This is a genomic window from Aeromonas diversa CDC 2478-85 (assembly GCF_000819805.1).
GTDB classification, from domain to species: Bacteria; Pseudomonadota; Gammaproteobacteria; order Enterobacterales; family Aeromonadaceae; genus Aeromonas; species Aeromonas diversa.
On the sequence record NZ_CDCE01000031.1, the window covers coordinates 57560 to 81070 of the forward strand.

Consider the following 23511-nt stretch of genomic DNA (forward strand, 5'->3'; position numbering starts at 1 on the left):
CACAAAAAAGCCCCTCGTCGAGGGGCTTTTCATCAGTAGCGCGGGGGCATGCCTTCCGGCACCGTCTTGAAGCGGCGATGTAGCCACATGTACTGCTCGGGGGCGCGGCGTACCGCGGCCTCGACCACCTGATTGGTGCGGGCCGCATCGGCCATGTCGTCGCCGCTGGGATAACCCTCGAGGGGGGCGCCGATGTGCAGCACATAGCCTTGCTCGTCACGGATGTTGTAGCAGGGCAGGGTCACCGTGTTTTTGACCCGGGCCAGAGTTGCCGTGCCTGTGATGGTGGCGGCCTGCGCGACGCCGAAGAAGGGGACAAAGACGCTGGCGTGGCTGCCATAGTCGTGATCCGGTGCGTACCAGAGGGCGTCGCCATTGCGCAGTGCCTTGATCATCCCCTTCACATTGATGCGATCGACCAGATACTTGTTGGACTTGCAGCGCCCGTGGTACTGGGCGAACTCCAGCACCGGATTGGTGTTGGGGCGATAGACGCCAACACCGGGGCGCAGCAGGCCGAAGCAGCGGGCGTTGAGTTCGAGGGTCAGGAAGTGACAAGAGAGCAGCAAGATCCCCTGTCCCCGCTCCAGCGCCGCGATGAGGTGCTCTTCCCCCTCGACCCGCATCAGGCTGCGCATACGCCAGTCTGGCCAGAACCAGGCCATGCCCACCTCGAAGATGGCACAGCCGACACTCTCGAAATTACGGGTCAGCAGCGATTCCCGCTCCTGTAGCGAGAGCTCGGGGAAGGCCAGCTCGATGGAGCGACGGGCCACCTTGACCCTGGATTTGATCAGCTTCATGGCCAGACGGCCGAGCCCACGACCGAGCCGCATCTGCCAACGCCAGGGCAGCAGCACCAGCAGCCAGAGCAGCGACAGCCCGAACCAGTGCAGCCAGTAGCGAGGGTGGAACAGTCGAGGCTCCAGACGGGGAAGACGTTCGGCGGACATGGGGGCTCCTTGTGGGGATTCAGAGGGCGGATTCTAGCCGAAAAGTGCCGCACAGGGGGAGGATATGTCACGGGAAAGCTGCCCTGATGGGGGAGGCATGCTAGAATCCCGCCCAGTTTTTTTGTTCCGAGAGCTCATCAGATGAAGATCACCCTGCCCGATTTCAAGAAGGCTCGTGTCCTGGTCGTTGGCGATGTCATGCTGGATCGCTATTGGCATGGTCCGAGCAGCCGCATCTCGCCCGAGGCACCGGTCCCCGTGGTCAAGGTGGAGCACATCGAGGAGCGCCCGGGGGGCGCCGCCAACGTGGCGCTCAACGCCGCGGCGCTGGGCGCCCATGCCACCCTGCTTGGCCTGACCGGGCAGGATGAGGCGGCCGATGCCCTGGAAGGCAAGATGGCGGGCGTCAAGGTCGCCTGCGATTTCGTGCGCCTGACCGATTACCCCACCATCACCAAACTGCGCGTCCTCTCTCGCAACCAGCAGCTGCTGCGTCTGGACTTCGAAGAGGCCTTTCACTCGGTCGATGCCGGCCTGCTGATGGCGAAGATCGAGGCCGCTCTGCCCCAGAGCGATGTGATGATCCTCTCCGATTATGCCAAGGGTGCGCTCAACGATGTGCCCGGCATGATCCACCGTGCCCGCGCCGCCGGCATTCCCGTCTTGGTCGACCCCAAGGGGACCGATTTTGAGAAGTATCGCGGTGCCACCTTGCTGACCCCCAACATGTCCGAGTTCGAGGCCGTGGTGGGCAAGGTGAAGAACGAGGAAGAGCTGGTCGAGCGTGGTCTCGAGCTGGTCCGCCGTTTCGAGCTGCAAGCCCTGCTGGTGACCCGATCCGAGAATGGCATGACCCTGATCCGTGCCGGTCAGAGCGAGCTGCATATGCCGGCTCAGGCCCATGAGGTGTATGACGTGACCGGTGCCGGTGATACCGTCATCTCGACCCTGGCCACCGCCCTGGCGGCCGGCACCTCGCTGGAGGAGGCATGTGCCCTGGCCAACACCGCCGCCGGCATCGTGGTCGGCAAGCTGGGTACCTCCACCGTCAGCCCGGTCGAGTTGGCCAATGCCCTCTACAACGAGCATGAGACCGGGTTCGGCGTGCTCTCCGAGGAGCAACTCAAGGTGGCCGTGGCGGCCGCGCGTAGCCGTGGCGAGAAGATCGTCATGACCAACGGTTGTTTCGATATCCTGCACGCCGGCCATGTCTCCTATCTCGCCAGTGCGGGCAGGCTGGGCGATCGCCTGATCGTGGCCGTCAACACCGACGAGTCGGTGCACCGCCTCAAGGGGCCGGGCCGTCCGGTCAATCCGACCGAGCGTCGCATGGCTGTGCTGGCAGCGCTGGGTGCGGTGGATTGGGTGGTGCCGTTTGGTGAAGACACCCCGCAGCGCCTCATCGGTGAGATCCTGCCGGACCTGCTGGTCAAGGGCGGCGATTACAAGCCCGAGGAGATCGCCGGTTATGCCGAGGTGACGGCCAATGGCGGAGAGGTGAAGGTATTGAACTTCGAGGATGGCTGCTCCACCACCGACATCATCAAGACTATTCGCGAGCGCGGCTGACGCGGCGCGCGACCCCGAAAAGACCGGCCCTTGGGCCGGTCTTTTTTATTGGCCTGGGGCACGGCGACGCCGTGCCAGGCGCGGTTATTCGCGCTGTGCTTGAGAGAGGGGGCCGGGCAGCAGGCGTGCGCGCAGGGCCGGCCAGCTGTCCGGGGTGGCAACCAGGCGCTCCTTGGTGGCGCGGGTCTGGCGCTTGAGGCGGTATTCGAGGCGAAGGGCCTGACCATGGTCGCCCACCTCGGCCTGCCAGGCCAGGGTGAGGGGGCCCTTGCCACGCAGGTTGCGTGCGCCTCGCCCTGCCTGGTGCTCGGCCAGGCGGCGGACCGGATCGGTACTGATCCCTGTGTAGAGGTGCCCCAGTCGGGTGCGAACCAAGTAAAGATGCCAGATGCTCATGGACGGCAGCCTAGCGGTCCGGGGCGCGCCTGACAACTGGGCGGCGGCATCTGTGCCATGCTTTTCGGTGAATAGGGGGGTGGCATGGCGAAAGGATGGTGGCTCTGTTTGTGGCTGTGGCTCGCCTGCGGGTGGGCCGAGCCGGTGCGCCTCTACAACTACCACCAGCATCCCCCCTTCATGACTGGCCCGCAGAGCGGGCTCACGTGGGAGCTTGCCGATTACCTCAACGCCAAGTTAGGGGAGAGGGTCTTCGAGGTATGGACGGTCAATCGCTACCGGCTGCAGCTCGAGATGAAAGAGCCGGACTTTCGCGGTGTGGTGGCCTGGGTCAATCCCTCCTGGTTCGATGACCCGGCCCGGGTGCGCTACCTCTGGAGTCTGCCCATGATGCGTGACACCAATGAACTGGTGTCGAGCCGCGACCGCCCGGTCGACTATCGCGGACTCGACAGCCTGCTTGGTCTGACCTTCGGCGGCATCATAGGTTACCACCTGGTGGGGGTGGATGAGGCGGTGGCGCGCGGCGAGATGAAGCGGGTGGATGCCAAGCTTGCCAAGACCAATCTGGATCTGCTGCTGCGCCATCGTATCGACGCCACTCTGATCCCGGGATCCGCTTTGGGCTGGTTTATCGACCGGGCCGAGTACCGGGGAAAGCTGTACGTCTCTCCGTTTCCCCACTCCAGCTACACCCGTCACCTGCTGCTCTCAACCAACTTGGGTGAACTGCAGCGACGCCTGATCCCCATCATAGACGCCATGGACACGGACCCCGCCTGGCACCGTGTTCTCGATAGCTACCGTCACTGAACGGGTTGGCGCCGACGCAGGCGGTGCAGGGGTAACAGACTCACCAGCAGGCCCGCCCAGACGAACATGAAGCCAACCTCCTTGACCGGGTCGGGGCGCTCGCCAAACCAGAACACGGCCAGCAGGAAGGCCAGGCTCGGCTCTATGTACTGGAGCAGGCCGACTGTGCTGAGGCGAGTACGGATCATGCCATAGCAGAAGAGCCCCACCGGGATCAGGGTTGCCGGTGCGCTGCCGATCAGCATCAGCCTGTCGCCCCAACTGCCATCCATGAAGAGGCTGGGGTGGCTTGACAGGGTCAACCAGAGCACGAACAGGAGCGCCAGTGGTAGCTGCACCAGAGCCTCAAGATAGAGACTCTGATCGGTCGGGTAGTGAATCTTCTTCTTGATGAGGCCATAGACGGCGAAGTTGCCCCCCATCAGGATGGAGAACCAGGGCAGCTCCCCATACTGGAACAGCATATAGGCGAGTCCGGCCAGCGCCAGGGCGACGGCCAGATGTTTCTGGGGCGTGAGCCGCTCCTTCAGAAAGATCACCGCCAGCACTATGTTAAACAAGGGGGTCATGAAGAAGGCGAGGCTGGTGGCGAGTACCTGACCCGTGGTGAGGCACCAGGTAAACATGCTCCAGCTGATCGACATCACAGGGCCGGCACAGAGGATCAGCAGCAGTTGACGCGGCTCTGCCCGCAGCCTGGCCCAGGGCATGGGGCGTGCGGTCAGCTGCATCAGCAGGGCCAGCAAGACCACGGACCAGATCACCCGGTGCGAGAGTAGCTCCCACATGTTGATGGTGGGCAGGAACTGATAGTAGAGGGGCAGCAATCCCCACAGGACGAAGGAGAGGGCAACCACGCCTGGTCCGAGTATGAGTGGCATCATGTGTCTATTAAATTAAACGGTTGTGGCCCAGTTTAGGTCTCTCACCCCTCGTGGACAAGCGGTCACGAAGGAAAAAATCGGTTAGCATGGGCGAATGGAAACCTTGCCCTGTCTGTTTGAGCGTATCCGCGCCTGTCGCCTCTGTGAGGCACAACTTCCCTTGGGTCCACGTCCTGTCATCCGTGGCAGCGAACAGTCACGCCTGCTCATCGTGGGTCAGGCACCGGGTACCCGGGTGCATGCCAGCGGCATCCCTTGGGATGATGCCTCCGGTGAGCGACTGCGTCACTGGCTGGCCCTGGACAAGGATCGCTTCTATGACGAGTCACATATTGCCATCATGCCCATGGGGCTCTGTTACCCGGGGCGCGGTCGTTCCGGCGATCTGCCGCCGCGTCCCGAGTGTGCCCCCCTCTGGCATCATCAGGTGTTAGCCCTGATGCCCAACATAGAGTTGACCCTGTTGGTGGGGCAATATGCCCAACAGTTTTATCTGGGGAAGGGCTTTCGCGGCTCACTGACCGAGACGGTTACTCACTGGCGAGCCTTTGCGCCAACCCTGGTCCCCCTGCCTCACCCCTCACCGCGCAATACTCTCTGGCTCAAGAAAAATCCCTGGTTTGAGGTCGAGGTGGTGCCCTTCCTGCGGCAGCGTGTCGCTCAGCTGTTGGCCACCTGAGGCTGAGTCTCGGGCGCCTTGCGCCCTCCACGGGCCATGGCCACCAGGGGCAACACGATACAGAGCCCCCCCAACAGCAGGGGCAGACCGGGTTGCTCGTTAAAGAGCCAGATGCCGACGGCCACGGCGGCCAGCAGTCCAGTGTACTCCGCCGCCGCAATCTTGCTGGCCTCTGCCTTGCGGTAAGCCAATACACACAGGCCCGCATAGACGACGATGAGGGCCGATGAGCCGAACGCCGGCCACAGCATCTGCCATTGCCAGGGGGCGCCCTCCCACCAGACCAGCCCAAGCACCAGAGGCATGCTCAGCACGTTGGTGAGAAACAGGGTCTGCACCACGGGTTGTTGCTGGGGCAGGCGTTTGATCAGCAAGTTATTCACGGCCATGGTCAGCGCGACCCCGAGCGCCGCCAGGGCGGCCCAGTTAATCTCGGTCGGACGCAACACGATGAGCACGCCGGCAAAGCCGAGCAGGGCGGCCACCACCTTCTGGCGCGACAGGGCCTCCCCCGCCAGCCAGACCGCGAGCGGGACCATCAAGAGCGGCGCGGCATAGAAGAGGGCGTTGGCGGTGGCGAGCGGCAGCCGGGTCAGGGCGACCACCATCATCACCACGCCGACGGCCCAGATATGGGAGCGCAGCAGATGCCAGCGCAAGGCCACCGGTGGATGGCGGCGCAGAGACCAGAGCAGCAACGGCAGCAGCATGATGGCGGCCGACACCTGGCGAAAGAAGACAAACTGGAACACGGGTTGATCCGGCTCCAGCACCTTGACCAGGGCATCGGAGAAGACTGCGACTATGTTTCCCAGCACCAGATAGAGGATGCCGATCCCGACTGCGTTCATACCACCTCCACGATCATTGGGGGTAGGGTAGCCAGGGCTATGCCATCTAGTAAAATGATGAAAAATGACGACCCATGAGGTTTTTAGATAATGAAACTGCCCCCCCTGCGCGCCGTGCACTATTTCGAGGCGGTGGCCAGACTGCAGAGTTTCTCGCGAGCCGCGGCCGAGCTGATGGTCAGCCAGAGCGCCGTCAGCCATCAGATTCGTCTGCTGGAAGACTATCTGGGGGAGGCCTTGCTGCTGCGTCAGGGGCGGCGCGTCTCTCTCACGGCGGCAGGGGAGAGCTATCTGGAGGGGATCACGGCAGGATTGGGGATGATCGCCCAGGCGAGCGAACAACTGCGTGGCGGTGGTGAGATGCGGGTTCGCCTGGCGCTCTATAGCTCGTTTGCGGTCAAGTGGCTGATCCCACGTCTGAACGGACTGCGCCAGCAACATCCTGAGCTGGAGCTGGATCTGGAGATGGTGGCCGAAGATCCCCAGCTCTCGGATCGGGTGGCCGACTGCTTCATCACTGTATCGCCTCAGGCGCGCGGGTATAGCCACGATCTGCTCTATCGGGAGCGGCTGATGCCGGTGTGCAGCCGCCGTCTCTGGCAGCAGCTAGAGGGGGAGTGGCCCGCCTCTCTGTGGCAGTTGCCTCTGCTCTCGATTCAGGCCATCTACAAGGAGAAGGGGGAAGATTGGCGGCGCTGGGCCGAGGTCGGTGGACTAACCATTCCCCCCGAGGCGCGCATGCACCACTTCAGTCATATTTTGTTGGCGTTGGAGGCGGCCAACTGGGATCAGGGGGTGGCGCTCATCAACGATTACATGCTGCGCTCTGATGAGCCCAATCTGGTCAGGCTCCCTCTCCACCCCCTGGAGACGGGAGACAGCTTTTACTTCGTCTGCAAGCGCTCGCGCCTGCACGAGCCGGCCATCAGCCGGCTGCGCCAATGGCTCTGGATGGAGACCGAGGGAAGCCTGCGTCCACGGGACTAGCTGCGCTTGAGCTGCGCCGCCACAAACAACAGGGCGGCACTCACCACCACCGAGGGGCCGGCCGGAGTGTCCTTGAACCAGGAGAGCAGCAGCCCCCCCACCACGGCCAGGCAACCGATCAGGGAGGCCAGCGCGGCCATCTGCTCTGGCGTGCGACTGAAGCGGCGCGCCGTAGCGGCCGGGATGATGAGCAGAGAGGTGATGATGAGGGCGCCGACAAACTTCATCGCCACCGCGATCACCAGGCCAATGAGTAGCATCAGGAGGGCGCGCAGCAGATCGACCCTGACCCCCTCGACCCTGGCGAGCTCTTCCGAGACCGTCATGGCCAGCAGCGGATTCCACCATCGCCACAAGACCAACAGCACCAGAGCGCCACCACCGTAAATCCAGAGTAGGTCTTGGGGTTGCACCGAGAGCAGATCCCCGAACAGATAAGCCATCAGATCCACCCGGACACTGTCCATGAAGCTGAGGGTGACCAGTCCCAGAGAGAGGGCGCTGTGGGCCAGAATGCCGAGCAGGGTGTCGGTGGCGACCAGCTGGTTGCGGCTCATGATGAAGAGCAGCAGGGCCATGGCCAGGCAACAGACCACGACCGCCAGGGTCAGGTTCACTTGCAACAGGATGCCCAGCGCGATGCCAAACAGGCAGGCATGGGAGAGGGTATCGCCAAAATAGGCCATCTTGCGCCAGACCACGAAGCTGCCGAGTGGGCCGGCCAGCGCGGCGATGCCGAGGCCGGCTGCCAGGGCGTAGAGAAGGAAGCTGTCCAAGGGTTACTCCTGGCGAGAGGGGATGCGGATAATGGGTGTGTCGTGATGGTGATGATGCTCCCCGTCACAGTGGTGATGGTGGGTATAGACCGCCAGTTGTTCCTGTTCGGGACGGCCGAACAGCCGGGCGAACTCGGGGTGGCGGGCAACACTCTCCGGTGCGCCGTGGCAGCAGACGTGGCCATTGAGGCAGATCACCTCGTGGGTGCTCGCCATCACCAGATGCAGATCGTGAGAGACCATGAGGACGGCGCAGTCGAGCTCTCGAGCCAGCTCGCTGATGAGCGCATAGAGCTCGACCTGGCCGCTGACGTCGACCCCCTGCACCGGCTCGTCAAGCACCAGCAGCTCAGGCTCTACGCGCAGGGCCCGGGCCAACAGGACGCGTTGCAGCTCCCCCCCGGAGAGTTGTTGCATACGATCCCCTTGCAGGTGCGTGGCTCCGACTCGGGCCAATACCTCGGGAATAGAGCGGCGTGCACCCCGTGCCAAATTGAGGAAACGCTCGACCGTCAGGGGGAGGGTGGGGTCCAGATAGATCTTTTGCGGTACATAGCCGATACGCAGACGAGGCACTCGCGTTATGCTCCCGCTACCCGGGGTGAGCAGACCCAACACCAGTTTGCTGAGGGTGCTCTTGCCGGCCCCGTTAGGGCCAACCAATGTTGTGATCTTCCCCTTCTCGAGGGAAAAGGAGACCTTGTCGAGCACGGTACGTCCCTCAAACGCGAGAGAGACATCCTTGAGCTCCACCAATGGGTTCATGAAGCAACTCCGGGGTTTACTGCAGCAAGAATTGTTATACTATAACATTTTATGACGACAATGTTACCACGCCTGCCGAGCCGCCGAGAGCCCATGAGACGCCTTTTTTTAACCCTGCTGATGCTGGGGACAAGCCTGCCCACCAATGCCATTGAGGTGTTGGCCACCCTCAAACCCATCGCCTTTATCGCCGCAGCCATCACGCGTGACGTGGCCGAGCCAGAGGTGTTGCTGCCGACCGGTGCCTCACCGCATGACTTTGCCCTGCGTCCCTCTGATCTGCGGCGTCTCAAGGAGGCGGATCTGGTCATCTGGGTCGGTCCCGAGTTGGAGAGCTTCCTGGTCAAGCCGCTGGCGGATCAACAGAGTGTGTTGACGCTGCTGACCCTGCCCGGCCTGCCGGTACATCGTTATGCCGAGGGTGAGGCGCATGATCACGACGAGCACGACGGCCATCACCATCACGGCAATCTCGATCCCCATATCTGGCTCGGACCCGATCTGGCGGGGCCGATCGCCCGGGCGATTGCTGCTCGCCTCGGTGAACTCGACCCGACCAACGCGGCTCGCTATCAGGGTAATCTGGTGCGTTTCGAGCAGGCGTTAGCCGCCAAGGATGCGCAGGTCAGAGAGAAGATGAAACCGGTACAGCAGAAGGGATACTTCGTGTTCCACGATGCTTATGGTTACTGGGAGCGCCATTACGGCATGCAGTCCAGAGGGCACTTCACCGTGAGCCCGGACCGGCGTCCCGGCGCCAAGACGTTGGTTACCATTCGCCGTGCCCTCGAGCAGCATCAGGCTCGCTGCGTCTTTGCCGAGCCTCAGTTCAGACCCGATGTGATTGAGTCCGTGGTGCGCAACACCGGGGCCAGGGTATTACTGCTCGACGAGTCCGGGGGGAGTTACCCCGTGGGGCCGGATGCTTACCTGTACTGGATGGATGGCATGGCAAATGCCTTTTCTGCCTGTCAATGACCCCATTGCTTGCTGGGGTACGGCGCAATGAGTCGATCAAACAGAGGACTGAAGTAAAAAAATAAGCAACACAGTGCTTCTTTTTGTTGTCTATAGCTGCTACCAATTTGTAACAACTTGTTATTCTTTGCTCCCGTTTAATTCGAGCGGGAGCAGAAAAATGAAAAAAAATGTATAAATTTGCCTGCTTTTCTGCGCAATCCAGCAGTTTATGCATAAAATGCTACAAATTTGCCTTATTCGCTGAACTCTCCCGGATAACCTTGGTCCAAACAAAAAGTTCAGTCGTTCAGGCAAGCCAGATCGGCTAAAGGTAACAATCGCAATGCAGGATAACGGATGAAACGTCTCCGCCCCCTCGTGGCTCAGGCGGCCAGTTGGGAGCCACCGGTTCCTAGAAAACACTTCTACGCCATCCTCCTGTTGACTTGGGTCACCCTGTCAACCGTTGCCCTGTTGCCCGCTCCCGGTGACATACTCGAACAGCCCCTGCGCCTCGAGTTACCACTGGTCTCCCATGGCACGGCGACGAACGAAGACAACACCGAATTTAACACCATCCCGGATCATGAACTGGTCGATCCGAACGCAGAACAGAATGAAGGCGATGACATTCCCGCCGTGACCGAGCCCCAGTGGCTCGAGTACAAGATCCGCAGCGGTGAGACTCTCACCACCATCTTCAACCATCTCGGTGTCTCCACCACCACCCTGTACAAGGTGCTGGATGCTGACAACAAGCACTATCTCTCCCGCCTCAAGCCCGGCCAGGTGATCGAGGTGCTCATCGATGAACAAAACCTGCTGCAGCAGGTCAAGATGCGCCTCAACATCAAGGAGACCCTGGTGTTGGAGCGTAAGGGTGAACAGTATCTGCCGCGAATGATCACCGAAAAAGTGACCTGGAAGCAGAACTCCATGGAAGGGACTGTGCGTGGCAGCTTCTACCAGAGTGCTCGTAACGCCGGCATTTCCCCCTCTCACATCCAGAAGATCGCCAACCTGTTCCAGTGGCGCATGAATCTGGCGAAGGAACTCAAGCAGGGTGACACCTTCCAGGTGCTGGTAAAGAGCGAGATGGTGGATGACCAGACTACTGGCAACAGCCAGCTGCTGGGGGTCGAGTTTGTCTCGGGTAAGCAATCGGTCTCGGCCTGGCTGGCCGATGATGGCAACTACTATGACGGTCAGGGGATGAGCCTGGAGCGCGGTTTCCGTCGCTACCCCCTGCACAGTCGTTACCGCATCACCTCCAACTTCAACCCGGCGCGTAAGCACCCCATCACGGGTCTGGTGCGGCCGCATGAAGGCACCGACTTTGCGACGCCGATCGGGGCACCTGTGCTGGCGACCGGGGATGGCGTTGTGCTCAAGGCGACCAGTCACCCTCTGGCCGGTACCTATGTGGTCATCCGCCACAGCCGGACCGTTTCCACCCGTTATCTGCACCTGAGCAAGCTGCTGGTCAAGCAGGGTCAGCGGGTGAAGATGGGCGACAAGATTGCGCTTTCCGGTAACACGGGCCGTTCAACCGGCGCCCACCTCCACTACGAGGTGCGCATCAACAACCGGCCGGTGGATGCCATGAAGGTGAAACTGCCCATGGCCGAGCCTCTGTCGGGCAAGGCCAAGCGACAGTTCCTTGCCAAGGTGAAGAGTTATCGCAAGCAGCTCAGTGCCGGTTAAGAGAGAGCCCCTCGATGAGGGGCTCTCTGTTTATGGGGCTCAGTAACCCTTGTCGAAATCTATCTTCCCCTCGAGGGGCTGCCCCTCGATGAAACGGATGTAGTTGCGCACGAAGATCTGGGCCACATCCTCGGGAAAGCTATAGGCGCTGTTATGGGGGGTGATGACCAGATTGGGCTGGTTCCAGAGAGAGGAGTTTGGCCCCAGAGGCTCCTGTTCGAACACATCGAGTACAGCGTATCCCAGCTTGCCGGTACGCAGTGCCATGAGCAGGGCGTCGCTGTCGACCGCCGCACCACGCCCGACGTTGAACAGAATGGCGCTCGGTTTGCAGTGAGCGAAGCGCTCGGCGTTGAAGATGTGGCGGGTCTCGCGGGTGGCAGGCAAGACGCTGACGATGACGTCGGCCTGGGGCAGCAGCTTGTTCAGCGCCGGCAGCTGATAGACTTGGGCAAAACCGGGGCGCTCGCGACCGCTGCGGCTCACCCCTAGCACCCGCATGCCGAAGTGCTGGCCGGTTTGGGCCAGGTGCTGGCCTATGCTGCCGGTGCCGAGGATCAGCAGGGTCTTGCCACGCAGGCTCTCGTAGGGGCGGCTCTGCCACACCTTCTGGCGTTGCAACTCACGATAGTGGGCGATCTGGCGAGTCAGGCTCAGCAGGTGGCCGAAGACATATTCGCTCATCAGGGGGCCGAAGATGCCGCGTACATTGGTGAGCTGATAGTCACGCCGCTCGCTCGGGCCGAGCAGGATATCGACGCCGGCATAGGTGGACTGCAGCCAGGTCAGTTTACGGGCCTGGGCCAACAGCGGCCTGGCCCGGGCTGGCTCGGCCATCAGGATGTGGGCCTCGGCGATGTGGGCCTGGGCCTGGGCTTCGTTGTCGGCGCGCAAGATACGCAGATGGGGCAGGTTGGCCCCCTTGAGCAGCCGCTCGTAATGGGCGTTATCCTGGCTAAGCAGGAGCAGGGTGCGTTGGCTCATCAGCAGTTCCTTTCTTGTCGAGCGTGATGATCCCATCTTACCCTACCGGGTCTCGCAAGATAGCCGACCAGCGCTTTTCGTTTCTCGCACAAAGGCGCTTGCGATACAATCTTCGCCAATTGATGAAGAGGAGTCCCCCGTGTTCGGTGAGAAGTTCTACAAGCGGCTACGAGAGCTGCAACCCTGGCAGCAGACCGTCTTTGCCCTGGCCCTGGCCGAGCGCATGTATCCCAACTACGCCCTGTTCGCCCAGGCATCCGGTTTTGGTCATGCCCAGGCCTTCCGTCAGACCCTGGACCAGATGTGGGAATACCTCACCGTCAAGGGCTCCCGCGTGAACCTGAGCGCCCTGCTCGAGGAGTTCGAGAGTAACATTCCCGAGCCCAACCGCTTCGAGAGCTATGGCGCCTATCCGGCCCTGGATGCCTGTGTGGCCCTGGGCTGCGCCTATAACTCGGTGATCTGCCGGGTAGGGGAAGAGGCGGAAGAGGCGAGCCACGCCTCCATCGGCTGTGTCGCCGGCTTCGTCGAGATGCTGGAAGGACGCGAGATGGAAGATGACGAGCTCTACGAGCACGAGCTCTTCGAGGCGGAGCTGGAGTTCCAGGTCGAGCTGCAAAAGCGGGTTGCCTTCGAGCGTGACAGCGACCGCATCCTGGCCATCAAGGCCTTCGCCGGTCAGGAGGGGGTCTCCAACATCGGCATCACCCTCGAGGATTAATATTCCTCTCATGAAAAAAGCTCCCAATCGGGAGCTTTTTTGTTTTCAGGCTTTCTCTTCGGTCAGTGCCCGGACCGTCAAGACCGGGGCGGCGTCGATATCGCTCGCATTCATCATGCTCGAGATGCGCTGGAGCGACGAGAGCAGCAGGGTCTGCTCCCACTCCTCGAGGGACTGGAAGCGCTGGATAAAGCTCTCCTGTAGCGGGGTGGGAGCATCGCTCAGTATGGTTCGGCCCGCCTCGGTCAGGCTGGCGTGAACCTTGCGCTTGTCGCTGTCGCTGCGCAGCCTCACCACCAACCCCCGGCTCTCGAGCCGGTCCATGATGGTGGTGGCGGTCGCCTGGCTCATGTTGGTGTGGTCAGCCAGTTGACGCATGGAGGCGTTTCCCAGCTGTTCGACTCCTTTGAGCAGAAAGAGTTGGGGGGCGGTCAGGCCGGCCTCCTTGATGAGTCGCTTGGAGTGCAGATCGATGGCACGGATGATCTGGCGCAGTGCGACCAGGAGCTCGTCATGTCTTTCCAATGGGGGTCGTCCGGATCAGGAAGGAAGCGGCGCATTTTCCTCCGACCCGAGCGCCTGGTCAATAATACTTTGAGCTAAAAGCTTTCTGTTCGAAGTATGTTGTGCTAGTTTATGCCTCTTTTTTCCACAAAAGTCGTTCACAAGGAGGCAAAACATGGCACAGGAGATCGACATCAAGGCCCTGGTTTCTGAGCTCAGAGTGGTGCGAGTTCGCTATGAACTCCCTGATACATCAGCCTTTGTCCGTTATCAGCCCGCCTATGACGAAGACCCGAACAATCTTAAGGTGCATCACTACGATGGCGAATTGCCCCTCTCCTGCAGCGAGACTGGTACTTTCAACCTAAAGGAGTTGGTCAACGAGCTGCGTTACGCCTACATCCTGGTGCACCTCTTCCCGAGCGAGAGCGCCATGCACTTCTACCTCTCCGGCCTCGACAACGGCCTGGCCCAGCTCGAGTTCATCGGCGGCAGCTACGACTTCAACCGCCTCTGGATCACCAGCGGGGTCTCCAACGTCGGCGTGCCCATGGCGATCTTCCTCGGCAAGCGCCACGCGGTGAACGGCCAGCCCTCGGTGACCCTGGTGGATCACCGGACGCATCCGGTCGGCCAGCTGGTCTATCGCGCCATTGGCGGGGCCGGTGAGCACGTGGGTGAAGAATTCTTCAATCAGGACTAAGGAGGGCGGATGCGAGCGACACAAGGCTTCTTCAAGGGGCTTAACCCCACTATGGCGGTCACGGCGTTGACCGTGGTCACCCTGTTTTTGCTGTTCGGCGTATTCGATCCGGACACGGCGGGGGCCTGGTTCACCGGCGCCAAGGACACCATCATTGCCGGCTTCAAGTGGTACTACATTCTGGTGGTCGCCCTGTTCCTGTTCTTCGCCATCTATCTGATGTTCAGCCGCTTTGGTAGCATCAAGCTGGGTGACGACGATCAGGAACCGGAGTTCGGCTACTTCTCCTGGTTTGCCATGCTGTTCAGCGCCGGCATGGGCATTGGCCTGGTGTTCTGGAGCATCGCCGAGCCCATCTACCACCTGCAGGCCAATCCCTTCATCAAGGAGGGGATGACCCCGGAGGCGGCCCAGGTGGCGATGCGCCTCACCTTCTTCCACTGGGGTCTGCACCCCTGGGCCATCTATGTGATCGTCGGCCTGTCGCTGGCGTTCTTCAGCTACCGGCGCAAGCTGCCGCTGGCGATTCGCTCCGTGCTCTACCCCCTGCTCAAGGAGCGCATCTACGGCTTCTGGGGCCACGCCGCCGACGTGCTGGCGGTGTTTGGCACCGTGTTCGGGGTCGCCACCTCCCTCGGCCTCGGGGTTGCCCAGATGAACACCGGCCTCAACCAGATGCTGGGGCTTGAGGTCTCCCAGAGCAATCAGCTGTGGCTCATCGGCATCATCAGCGTGATCGCCACCCTGTCGGCCATCTCAGGGGTGGGGCGCGGGGTGAAGATCCTCTCCGAGCTCAACGTCTGGCTGAGCTTCTTCATCCTGGTGCTGTTCCTCGCCATGGGGCCGACCACCTACATCCTCAACGCCTATGTGCAAAACATCGGTGACTACCTGCAGAACATCATCCGCCTGAGCTTCTGGACCAACACCGAAGCCAACGGCACCTCGGCCTGGCAGTCGGCCTGGACCGCCTTCTACTGGGGCTGGTGGATCGCCTGGGCACCCTTTGTCGGCATGTTTATCGCCCGCATATCCAAGGGGCGGACCATTCGTGAGTTCGTGCTCGGGGTGCTGCTGGTGCCCTCCCTGCTTGGCATGCTGTGGCTCACCGTGTTCGGCGGCAGTGCCATGAACCTGGAGCTGTTCGGCCCGGGCGGCGTGGCGACGGCGGTCAACAATGACGTCACCCTTGCCCTCTACAAGACGGTCGATCTGATGGATTGGGGCGCGATTGGGCTGATTGCCAAGGGGGTGCTGACCCTGCTCATCTGCACCTACTTCATCACCTCCAGTGACTCGGGCACCCTGGTCATCACCACCCTGCTCTCTATCGGGGATCAGGACCCCCCTGTGCTGCATCGCGCCGTGTGGGGGCTGGGTCAGGGACTGGTGGCCGCCATTTTGCTCATCTCCGGTGGGCTGGCCGCCTTGCAGGCGGCCAGCATCATAGCCGCGCTCCCCTTCTCGGTGATCATGCTGGCCATGTGCTATTCGCTGATGCTGGGCCTCAAGCGCGAGAGTCAACGCCAGCTGGAATACCGCCAGCACCTCAAACGTCAGGGGGGCGTGCCGCACCTCAACCTGGTGGATCGCATCGGTCCGGCCTAAGCGTCGGCCAATGCAAAGGGGAACCTCGCGGTTCCCCTTTTTTCATGGCTGTCAGACCAGCTGTTTGAGGCGATAGAGCAGATCGAGCGCCTGGCGTGGGGTGAGCTCGTCGGGGCGGATCCCCTCCAGCTCCTCCACTACCGGGTGGGGCAGGGGAGTGGGCAGGGGACGCGCGGTGGCACGTTCTGCCGGCGGGGTATGGGCACCGCTCTCGAGCTCGGCCAGCTTGTGGCGCGCCTGGTGGATGACGCTTTTGGGCACCCCGGCCAGGGCCGCCACCTGCAGGCCGTAGGAGCGACTGGCCGCGCCCTCTTGTACCGCGTGCATAAAGGCGATGGTGTCGCCGTGCTCGACTGCATCCAGGTGGACGTTGGCCAGCCCCTCGAGCAGCTCCGGCAGCCGGGTCATCTCGAAGTAGTGGGTGGCAAACAGGGTGTAGGCGCCGATTTTGCTTGCCAGCTGCTCGGCGCAAGCCCAGGCCAGCGACAGGCCGTCGTAGGTGCTGGTGCCGCGGCCGATCTCGTCCATCAACACCAGGCTCTGGGCGGTGGCGTTGTTGAGGATGTTGGCGGTCTCGGTCATCTCCACCATGAAGGTAGAGCGGCCCGAGGCCAGATCATCCGACGCCCCGATCCGGGTGAAGATGCGATCGATGGGGCCGATCACCGCCCGCTCGGCCGGGACGAAGGCGCCGATATGGGCCAGCAGCACGATGAGGGCCGTCTGGCGCATGTAGGTGGACTTACCGCCCATGTTGGGGCCTGTGATGATCAGCATGCGGCGGGCGCGGTGCAGGGTGATGGGGTTGGCGATAAAGGGATCGCTCATCACCTGCTCCACGACCGGGTGGCGCCCCCCCTCGATCTCGATGCGATCCTCGTGGATCAGCTCGGGGCAGCAGTAGTTCAGGGTCTCGGCGCGCTCGGCCAGGTTGCCGAGTACGTCCAGCTCGGCCAGGGCGGCGGCGGACTCCTGCAGCTCGGCCAGGTGCGGCAGCAGTTGATCGAGCAGCTCCTCGTAGAGGCGCTTCTCCAGCGCCAGTGCCTGGGCCTGGGCGGTGAGCACCCGGTCTTCGTATTTTTTCAGCTCGTCGATGATGTAGCGCTCGTTGTTCTTGAGCGTCTGACGGCGGATGTAATGGGCCGGCACCAGGTGGCTGTTGGCGCGGCTCACCTCGATGTAGAAGCCGTGCACCTTGTTGTAGCCCACCTTGAGGGTGCTGATGCCGGTGAGGGCCTTCTCGCGCTCCTCGATGCGGGCCAGGCTGGCGGTGGCGCCGTTGGCCAGGTCGCGCAACTCGTCGAGCTCGGCGTGGTAGCCGTCGTTGATGACGCCGCCGTCGCGGATCACCACGGGCGGGTTCTCCATCACGGCACGCTCGAGCAGATCGCGCAGCTCCGGGAAGGTGCTGGCGCGCTCCGCCAGCCGCTGCAGCGCCTCGTGCTCGCTGCCCGCCAGCAGTTGCTGGATCTGGGGCAGCTGGCCGAAGGCCTGGCGCAGCCGCGTGAGATCGCGCGGACGGGCCGAGCGCAGTGCCAGGCGTGCCAGCACCCGCTCCACGTCACCCACCTGGCGCAGCATCTCGGCCAGCTCGTCATAGAGGTTCTGGTCGATGAGTTCCTTGATGGTGCACTGGCGCCCGGTGAGGATCACCCGATCGCGGATGGGCTGGTGCAGCCAGCGCTTGAGCAGGCGGCTGCCCATGGGGGTGGCGGTGCGATCCAGCACGTCGGCCAGGGTGTTGTCGTGGCCACCGGCCAGGTTCTGGGTCAGCTCCAGATTGCGGCGGGTGGCCGCATCCATGATGACGGCGTGATCCGGCTGCTCCAGGCGCACCCCGCGGATATGGGGCAGGGCGGTGCGCTGGGTGTCTTTCACATACTGCAGCAGGCAGCCGGCGGCGCACAGGGCGGTCTCGCTCTGGTCGACGCCAAAGCCCACCAGATCCTGGGTGCCAAACTGCTGGCACAGCAGCTTGCGGGCGGTGCCAATCTCGAACTCCCACTCGGGGCGGCGGCGCAGGCCGCGGCGCCCTTCGATGTGGCGCAGGAACTCGAACGACTCGGGGTAGAGCAGCTCGGCCGGGTTGGTGCGCTGCAGCTCGGCCAGCAGTGTCTCTTCCTTGGCGAACTGGTTGATGAAGAAGCGGCCCGAGCCGATGTCCAGGGTGCCGTAGCCGAACAGGCGCCCATCGTGATAGACGGCGGCGATCAGGTTGTCCTGCCGCTCGGTGAGCAGCGCCTCGTCGGAGACGGTGCCGGGCGTCACGATGCGGATCACCTTGCGCTCCACCGGTCCCTTGCTGGTGGCCGGATCGCCGACCTGCTCGCAGATGGCGGCGGATTCGCCGAGTTGCACCAGCTTGGCCAGATACCCTTCGATGGCGTGATAGGGCACGCCTGCCATGGGAATGGGGGTACCGGCGGACTGGCCGCGCTTGGTCAATGAGATGTCGAGCAGTTGGGAAGCCTTGCGGGCGTCATCGTAGAACAGCTCATAGAAGTCACCCATGCGGTAGAACAGCAGGATCTCTGGGTTCTCTGCCTTGAGTGTCAGATACTGTTGCATCATGGGGGTGTGCTGGCTCAGGGCCGCCGACGGGGCACTGAGAGCGAAGTCGAGTTCGGTCATGGTCATTCCAGAAGGGGGGCGTTGGCCAATGGCGGCTATTCTATGTTGCCTCGCCATCGGTTGCGACCCTGATCCATAATGGCCCCTCGGCCAAGGGAGGAAAGCACCATGCATCAGCAGCAACACAACCTGGATCTGGCGGCCCGCCTGGGGGATGCCTTGCAGCGTCAGGGACTCTGGGTGGCGACGGCCGAGTCCTGTACCGGTGGCGGCATCGCCACCGCCATCACCGAGATCGCCGGCAGTTCGGGCTGGTTCGATCGCAGCTTCGTCACCTATACCAACGAGGCCAAGCAGGAGATGCTGGGGGTGGCCGCCACCACGCTGGGCGATTACGGCGCGGTCAGCGAGGCTGTGGTGCTGGAGATGGTCCGCGGCACCTTGGCTCACTCCCGGGCCGATCTGGCGGTGGCGGTGAGCGGCATCGCCGGCCCCGGTGGTGGCAGTGAGCTCAAGCCGGTCGGCACCGTCTGGTTCGCCTGGGCCTGCCGCGATGGCCGTGCCGAGGCACTGCTGGCCCGCTTTGACGGGGATCGTCACGCGGTGCGTCAGCAGGCGGTCGGTCAGGCCCTGTCGGGTCTGCTGGCGCTCGCCACCCAAAATAGACTTGATACTGTATGAATAGACAGTATACTTGTCCCAACTTTCCCATTACCTCATGACGTCCAGCGGAGATAGGCATGGATCAGAACAAGCAGAAGGCACTGGCGGCAGCGCTGGGCCAGATTGAGAAGCAGTTTGGCAAGGGCTCCATCATGCGTCTGGGCGACTCCCAGACCATGGACATCGAAGCCATCTCCACCGGTTCCCTCTCCCTGGACATCGCCCTGGGTATCGGTGGTCTGCCGTGTGGTCGTATCGTCGAAATCTACGGTCCGGAGTCTTCCGGTAAGACCACTCTGACCCTGCAGGTGATCGCCGAGGCCCAGAAGATGGGCAAGACCTGTGCCTTCGTGGACGCCGAACACGCCCTGGATCCTGTCTATGCCGCCAAACTGGGCGTCAACGTGGATGATCTGCTGGTTTCCCAGCCGGATACCGGTGAGCAGGCCCTGGAGATCTGCGACATGCTGGTGCGCTCCGGCGCGGTGGACGTCATTATCGTCGATTCCGTGGCGGCCCTGACCCCGAAGGCGGAAATCGAGGGTGAGATGGGGGATTCCCACGTCGGTCTGCAGGCCCGTCTGATGTCCCAGGCCCTGCGTAAGCTGACTGCCAACATCAAGAATGCCAACTGCCTGTGCATCTTCATCAACCAGATCCGGATGAAGATCGGCGTCATGTTTGGTAACCCCGAGACCACCACAGGTGGTAACGCCCTGAAGTTCTACGCCTCCGTGCGTCTGGACATTCGCCGCACCGGCGCCATCAAGGATGGCGAAGAGGTGGTGGGTAACGAGACCCGCGTCAAGGTGGTCAAGAACAAGGTGGCCCCCCCCTTCAAGCAGGCCGAGTTCCAGATCATGTACGGTGCCGGTATTTCCAAAGAAGGCGAGTTGGTGGATCTCGGCGTCAAGCACAAGCTGATCGAGAAATCCGGTGCCTGGTACAGCTACAACGGCGAGAAGATCGGCCAGGGCAAGGCCAACGTCATGAAGCTGCTGGTTGAGAACAAGGCGCTGGCCGGCGAGCTTGAGGCCAAGCTGCGCGAATTGCTGCTGAGTGGTGAGCACCAGGCCGGCGAGGCCAAGGCCGGTGACGAAGAGGAACTCTTCGACGAGCAAGAGCAGGAATTCTAAGTTGAGCAGGCCGGGATCATCCCGGCCTGATTGTTTTTATGCACGAAGAGAATGAGAAGAGCCTGACCGAGGCGATGAACTTCGCCATGCGTAGCCTGGCCAGCAAGGAGAGCGGCGAGCGTGAGCTGGCCGAGCGCCTGCTGCGCCAGGGGGTGGACGAGACGATGGCCGCCGAAGTGGTGGCCCGTTGTAAAGCGAGCGGCTGGGTCGACGATGCCCGCTATGCCGGTATGCTGGTGCGCTCTCTGGCCCGGCGCCACTATGGACCCCAGAAGGTACGCTTCGAACTCAGGCGCAAGGGGATCACAGGGGGGCAGGCCGAGGCCGCACTGGACGCAGAGGATATCGACTGGTTCACCCTGGCCGCCGAGTGGCTGGCGCGCAAGGGGGCGGGCGCTGACCTCGCGGATCCCAGGATGCGGGCCAAGCTGACCCGTGCCCTGCTAGGGCGGGGGTTTGCCCAGGATCAGGTGCGTCACGCCCTCGAAGAACTCAAGGCGGGCCAGCAGCAAGACGAGTGAGACAGACAGGCCCCGGTGTAAACGCGCCGGGGCCTGTTTTTTCACCCGTGGCGGGCCCCGTCTGTTTTACTTTACGAGGCAGAAAACATACATTATTGCGGTCAAAAGTCCGTTTACGTATCTAGCAGGATTTTCCATGTACATGTCCACGTCAGAGATTCGCCGCGCGTTTCTCGAGTATTTCCGTTCGCAGGGGCACCAGGTTGTCTCCTCCAGCTCCCTGGTTCCCCACAATGACCCGACCCTGTTGTTCACCAACGCGGGTATGAACCAGTTCAAGGACGTTTTCCTCGGGGGCGACAAGCGCGCCTACAACCGCGCCACCACGGCCCAGCGCTGTGTGCGTGCCGGCGGCAAGCACAATGACCTGGAAAACGTGGGTTATACCGCCCGTCACCACACCTTCTTCGAGATGCTGGGCAACTTCAGCTTCGGCGACTATTTCAAGCAGGATGCCATCAAGTTCGCCTGGGGTTTCCTCACCGAGGCGCTGCAGTTGCCGAAAGAGCGCCTGCTGGTGACCGTCTACGCCACCGACGACGAAGCCTATGACATCTGGGCCAAGGAAGTGGGTGTGCCGACCGATCGCATCGTGCGCATTGGTGATAACAAGGGCGCTCCGTACGCCTCCGACAACTTCTGGGCCATGGGCGATACCGGCCCCTGTGGTCCCTGCACCGAGATCTTCTACGACCACGGCGATCACATCTGGGGTGGCCCTCCCGGCTCGCCCGATGAGGACGGCGACCGTTTCATCGAGATCTGGAACGTGGTCTTCATGCAGTTCAACCGCCAGGCCGACGGCGTCATGGAGCCGCTGCCGCGTCCCTCCGTGGACACCGGCATGGGGCTGGAGCGTATTTCTGCCATCATGCAGGGCGTGCACTCCAACTACGAGATCGACATCTTCCAGGCCCTGATCAAGAAGGCCGCCGAAATCGTCGGCACCACCGATCTGACCAATCAGTCCCTGCGCGTCATCGCCGACCACATCCGCTCCTGCGCCTTCCTGGTGGCCGACGGTGTCATGCCCTCCAACGAGGGGCGTGGTTACGTGCTGCGCCGCATCATCCGCCGCGCCGTGCGTCACGGCCGCAAGCTCGGTGCCAAGGACGTCTTCTTCTACAAGCTGGTCGGAGAACTGGCCGCTCAGATGGCCGACGTGGGTGAAGAGCTGATCGCCCAGCGCGCCCTGGTTGAGCGCGTGCTGCGTATCGAGGAAGAGCAGTTCGTCCGTACCCTGGACCGCGGTCTGCTGCTGCTCGAAGACGTGCTGGCCAACCTGGGCGATGCCAAGGTGGTCCCGGGTGACGTGGTCTTCAAGCTCTACGACACCTATGGCTTCCCGGCGGATCTGACCGCCGACGTGGTGCGTGAACGCGATATCAGCATCGACGAAGCCGGCTTCCACGCCGAGATGGAGAAGCAGCGTGCCCGCGCCAAGGAAGCCTCCAGCTTCGGTGTGAACTACAACGAAGTGCTCAAGCTCGACATCGAGACCCCCTTCACCGGCTACAAGAGCCTGGTTGAGCAGACCCGGGTGGTCGGCATCTACAAGGGAACCGACGAGGTGAGCGGTCTCATCGCCGGTGACGAAGCCGTTATCGTGCTGGAGCAGACCCCCTTCTACGCCGAATCCGGCGGCCAGGTGGGTGACACAGGTGTCATCAAGGTCGACGACGGCGTGTTTGCCGTGACCGACACCCAGAAGGCAGGCAAGGCGATCATCCACAAGGGCTACATGGAGCTCGGCACCCTGGAGAAGGGCGCTGCCGTGCTGGCCGAGGTCGACGGTGAGCGCCGTCAGGCCATCGCCCTGAACCACTCAGTGACTCACCTGCTGCATGCCGCACTGCGTCAGGCTCTGGGTGATCATGTGACCCAGAAGGGCTCTCTGGTGGGCGCCGAGCGCATGCGCTTCGACTTCTCCCACTTCGAAGGGCTCACCATGGCGACCATCCGCCGCATTGAGGAGCTGGTCAACGCCCAGATCCGCGCCAACCATGAGGTGGCAACCCGCGAGATGGATCTGGAATCGGCCAAAGAGGCCGGCGCCATGGCGCTGTTTGGCGAGAAGTACGACGACGAAGTGCGCGTCGTGCGCATGGGCGACTACTCCACCGAGTTGTGCGGCGGTACCCACGCCCAACGCACCGGTGACATCGGCTTCTTCAAGATCATCGCCGAGAGCGGCATCGCCGCCGGTGTGCGTCGTATCGAGGCGGTGACCGGCAAGGGGGCTATCGACTTCATGCACCAGCTCGGTGAGCAGATCGAGGAAGCCGCCGCCCTGGTCAAGGGCGACCAGTTCTCCATCGGTAGCAAGGTGCGCCAGCTGCTCGACAAGTCCAAGGTGATGGAGCGCGAGCTGGAGCAACTGAAGGCCAAGTTGGCAGCCCAGGCCGGTACCGACCTGCTGGGCAAGGTGGTGGAGCTGAACGGCCAGAAGACGCTGATCGCTACCCTGGAAGGGGTCGATCCCAAGTCCCTGCGTACCACCATGGACGAGCTGAAGAATCAGCTCAAGTCTGCCGTGATCCTGCTGGCGACCGTCCACGACGGTAAGGTCAACCTGATCGCAGGGGTGACCGCCGACCTGACCGGCAAGGTCAAGGCCGGGGAGCTGGTCAACCTGGTCGCCCTGCAAGTCGGCGGCAAGGGCGGCGGTCGTCCTGACATGGCTCAGGCCGGTGGTACCGAGCCTGCCGCTCTGCCGGCGGCACTGGAAGCGGCCCACTCCTGGCTGGGCGAGCGCCTGTAACA

At 62.5% G+C, this 23511-nt stretch carries 22 protein-coding genes; 13 read left to right on the forward strand and 9 right to left on the reverse strand.

Annotated elements, in window-relative coordinates:
• Positions 1-32: 32 nt before the first annotated feature.
• Positions 33-953, reverse strand: a complete 921-nt coding sequence (gene lpxL, locus BN1121_RS12545) for an LpxL/LpxP family Kdo(2)-lipid IV(A) lauroyl/palmitoleoyl acyltransferase (protein ID WP_005348679.1) — start codon at positions 951-953, stop codon at positions 33-35.
• A gap of 141 nt (positions 954-1094) precedes the next feature.
• Between lpxL and hldE the strand changes: the two genes are divergently transcribed.
• Positions 1095-2522 (forward strand): bifunctional D-glycero-beta-D-manno-heptose-7-phosphate kinase/D-glycero-beta-D-manno-heptose 1-phosphate adenylyltransferase HldE, encoded by a 1428-nt coding sequence (gene hldE, locus BN1121_RS12550; RefSeq protein ID WP_005348678.1) that lies wholly within the window; start codon positions 1095-1097, stop codon positions 2520-2522.
• A gap of 84 nt (positions 2523-2606) precedes the next feature.
• On the opposite strand, the gene BN1121_RS12555 is transcribed toward hldE, so the two are convergent.
• Positions 2607-2918, reverse strand: coding sequence for a GIY-YIG nuclease family protein (locus BN1121_RS12555; RefSeq protein WP_005348677.1), 312 nt, complete (start codon positions 2916-2918; stop codon positions 2607-2609).
• An 84-nt stretch (positions 2919-3002) separates the two neighbouring features.
• Between BN1121_RS12555 and BN1121_RS12560 the strand changes: the two genes are divergently transcribed.
• Positions 3003-3731 (forward strand): transporter substrate-binding domain-containing protein, encoded by a 729-nt coding sequence (locus BN1121_RS12560; RefSeq protein WP_043157195.1) that lies wholly within the window; start codon positions 3003-3005, stop codon positions 3729-3731.
• Here the strand turns inward: BN1121_RS12560 and rarD are convergent.
• Complete coding sequence (rarD, locus tag BN1121_RS12565) at positions 3725-4615, reverse strand: EamA family transporter RarD (protein WP_005348673.1); 891 nt, start codon at positions 4613-4615, stop codon at positions 3725-3727. The genes BN1121_RS12560 and rarD overlap by 7 nt on opposite strands.
• 94 nt (positions 4616-4709) lie before the next feature.
• Here rarD and BN1121_RS12570 point away from each other — a divergent pair, with 94 nt between their 5' ends.
• A complete protein-coding gene (locus tag BN1121_RS12570) occupies positions 4710-5294 on the forward strand; it encodes a uracil-DNA glycosylase family protein (RefSeq protein ID WP_005348669.1) in 585 nt (194 codons plus the stop codon).
• Here the strand turns inward: BN1121_RS12570 and BN1121_RS12575 are convergent.
• Positions 5276-6145 (reverse strand): DMT family transporter, encoded by an 870-nt coding sequence (locus tag BN1121_RS12575; protein ID WP_005348667.1) that lies wholly within the window; start codon positions 6143-6145, stop codon positions 5276-5278. The genes BN1121_RS12570 and BN1121_RS12575 overlap by 19 nt on opposite strands.
• Before the next feature lie 90 nt (positions 6146-6235).
• On the opposite strand from BN1121_RS12575, the gene BN1121_RS12580 reads away from it, so the two are divergent.
• Positions 6236-7132 (forward strand): LysR family transcriptional regulator, encoded by an 897-nt coding sequence (locus BN1121_RS12580; RefSeq protein ID WP_005348666.1) that lies wholly within the window; start codon positions 6236-6238, stop codon positions 7130-7132.
• On the opposite strand, the gene znuB is transcribed toward BN1121_RS12580, so the two are convergent.
• The gene (znuB, locus tag BN1121_RS12585; protein WP_005348664.1) at positions 7129-7908 is read right to left on the reverse strand and encodes a zinc ABC transporter permease subunit ZnuB; all 780 of its coding nucleotides are present in this window, start codon (positions 7906-7908) and stop codon (positions 7129-7131) included. The two genes, BN1121_RS12580 and znuB, sit on opposite strands and share 4 nt — an antisense overlap.
• A gap of 3 nt (positions 7909-7911) precedes the next feature.
• The gene (gene znuC, locus BN1121_RS12590) at positions 7912-8673 is read right to left on the reverse strand and encodes a zinc ABC transporter ATP-binding protein ZnuC (RefSeq protein ID WP_005348662.1); all 762 of its coding nucleotides are present in this window, start codon (positions 8671-8673) and stop codon (positions 7912-7914) included.
• 93 nt (positions 8674-8766) lie between these two features.
• Between znuC and znuA the strand changes: the two genes are divergently transcribed.
• Positions 8767-9651 carry a zinc ABC transporter substrate-binding protein ZnuA gene (gene znuA, locus BN1121_RS12595; protein WP_005348659.1) on the forward strand — a complete coding sequence of 295 codons (885 nt, stop codon included), beginning with the start codon at positions 8767-8769 and terminating at the stop codon, positions 9649-9651.
• A gap of 339 nt (positions 9652-9990) precedes the next feature.
• The gene (gene mepM, locus BN1121_RS12600) at positions 9991-11337 is read left to right on the forward strand and encodes a murein DD-endopeptidase MepM (protein ID WP_005348657.1); all 1347 of its coding nucleotides are present in this window, start codon (positions 9991-9993) and stop codon (positions 11335-11337) included.
• A 39-nt stretch (positions 11338-11376) separates the two neighbouring features.
• Here mepM and BN1121_RS12605 read toward each other — a convergent pair whose 3' ends face one another.
• On the reverse strand, positions 11377-12321 hold the full coding sequence (locus BN1121_RS12605) for a D-2-hydroxyacid dehydrogenase (RefSeq protein ID WP_005348654.1): 945 nt from the start codon (positions 12319-12321) through the stop codon (positions 11377-11379).
• A gap of 139 nt (positions 12322-12460) precedes the next feature.
• Between BN1121_RS12605 and BN1121_RS12610 the strand changes: the two genes are divergently transcribed.
• Positions 12461-13042 (forward strand): YjaG family protein, encoded by a 582-nt coding sequence (locus BN1121_RS12610; protein ID WP_005348649.1) that lies wholly within the window; start codon positions 12461-12463, stop codon positions 13040-13042.
• A 45-nt stretch (positions 13043-13087) separates the two neighbouring features.
• Here the strand turns inward: BN1121_RS12610 and BN1121_RS12615 are convergent, their stop codons facing one another.
• Complete coding sequence (locus BN1121_RS12615; RefSeq protein ID WP_005348646.1) at positions 13088-13567, reverse strand: MarR family winged helix-turn-helix transcriptional regulator; 480 nt, start codon at positions 13565-13567, stop codon at positions 13088-13090.
• 154 nt (positions 13568-13721) lie between these two features.
• Here BN1121_RS12615 and BN1121_RS12620 point away from each other — a divergent pair, with 154 nt between their 5' ends.
• Positions 13722-14249: a hypothetical protein gene (locus tag BN1121_RS12620; protein WP_005348643.1), complete on the forward strand. Its 528-nt coding sequence runs from the start codon at positions 13722-13724 to the stop codon at positions 14247-14249.
• A gap of 9 nt (positions 14250-14258) precedes the next feature.
• The gene (locus BN1121_RS12625; RefSeq protein ID WP_005348640.1) at positions 14259-15857 is read left to right on the forward strand and encodes a BCCT family transporter; all 1599 of its coding nucleotides are present in this window, start codon (positions 14259-14261) and stop codon (positions 15855-15857) included.
• Between the two features lie 51 nt (positions 15858-15908).
• Here the strand turns inward: BN1121_RS12625 and mutS are convergent, their stop codons facing one another.
• Positions 15909-18488: a DNA mismatch repair protein MutS gene (gene mutS / locus BN1121_RS12630; RefSeq protein ID WP_043597935.1), complete on the reverse strand. Its 2580-nt coding sequence runs from the start codon at positions 18486-18488 to the stop codon at positions 15909-15911.
• 108 nt (positions 18489-18596) lie between these two features.
• Between mutS and pncC the strand changes: the two genes are divergently transcribed.
• The 4 genes from pncC (at position 18597) to alaS (ending at position 23509) form a co-directional block, all read left to right on the forward strand.
• Positions 18597-19109: a nicotinamide-nucleotide amidase gene (pncC, locus tag BN1121_RS12635; protein WP_005348637.1), complete on the forward strand. Its 513-nt coding sequence runs from the start codon at positions 18597-18599 to the stop codon at positions 19107-19109.
• 59 nt (positions 19110-19168) lie between these two features.
• Entirely contained in the window at positions 19169-20227 is a 1059-nt protein-coding gene (recA, locus tag BN1121_RS12640) for a recombinase RecA (RefSeq protein WP_005348632.1), read from the forward strand.
• 38 nt (positions 20228-20265) lie between these two features.
• Positions 20266-20748 (forward strand): regulatory protein RecX, encoded by a 483-nt coding sequence (locus BN1121_RS12645; protein ID WP_005348628.1) that lies wholly within the window; start codon positions 20266-20268, stop codon positions 20746-20748.
• A gap of 136 nt (positions 20749-20884) precedes the next feature.
• Positions 20885-23509, forward strand: a complete 2625-nt coding sequence (gene alaS / locus BN1121_RS12650; RefSeq protein ID WP_005348624.1) for an alanine--tRNA ligase — start codon at positions 20885-20887, stop codon at positions 23507-23509.
• The last annotated feature ends 2 nt before the right edge of the window (positions 23510-23511 follow it).